A 652-nucleotide genomic window follows, 5' to 3' on the forward strand; every position below is an offset into this window, starting at 1 on the left:
GCTCCGGCCCGATGGCGATCATCAGGGACAGGCCGATCGCGGAGTCGTAGGAGTAGCGGCCGCCCACCCAGTCCCAGAACTCGAACATGTTCGCGGTGTCGATGCCGAAGTCCGCGACCTTCTCCGCGTTGGTCGACAGCGCCACGAAGTGCCTGGCCACGGCCTTGTCGTCGCCGAGCCCGGCCAGCAGCCAGGAGCGGGCCGTGGTGGCGTTGGTGATGGTCTCGATGGTGGTGAACGTCTTCGAGGCCACGATGAACAGGGTCTCGGCCGGGTCCAGGTCACGCACGGCCTCGTGCAGGTCGGAACCGTCCACGTTGGACACGAACCGCACGGTCAGCGAGCGGTCGGTGTAGGCGCGCAGCGCCTCGTACGCCATCGCCGGGCCCAGGTCGGAGCCGCCGATGCCGATGTTGACCACGTTGCGGATGCGGCGGCCGGTGTGGCCGGTCCACTCGCCCGAGCGGACCCGGTGCGCGAAGTCGCTCATCTTGTCGAGCACCGCGTGCACCTTGGGCACCACGTTCTCGCCGTCGACCTCGATCACCGCGTCCCGCGGCGCGCGCAGCGCGGTGTGCAGCACGGCGCGGTCCTCGGTGACGTTGATCCTCTCACCGCGGAACATGGCGTCCCGCAGCCCGAACACGTCGGT

The 652-nt window shown here is 69.3% G+C and carries 1 protein-coding gene; it reads right to left on the reverse strand.

All coding sequences use genetic code 11. The features are described 5' to 3' along the window. Positions 1 to 652, reverse strand: a 652-nt coding sequence (locus tag IE242_RS37275) for a phosphoglucose isomerase-related protein (RefSeq protein ID WP_506417263.1), incomplete at both ends; no start/stop codon positions are given.

The sequence above is a fragment of the Streptomyces poonensis genome, from assembly GCF_014650915.1.
In the GTDB taxonomy this organism is placed as follows: Bacteria; Actinomycetota; Actinomycetes; order Streptomycetales; family Streptomycetaceae; genus Streptomyces; species Streptomyces poonensis.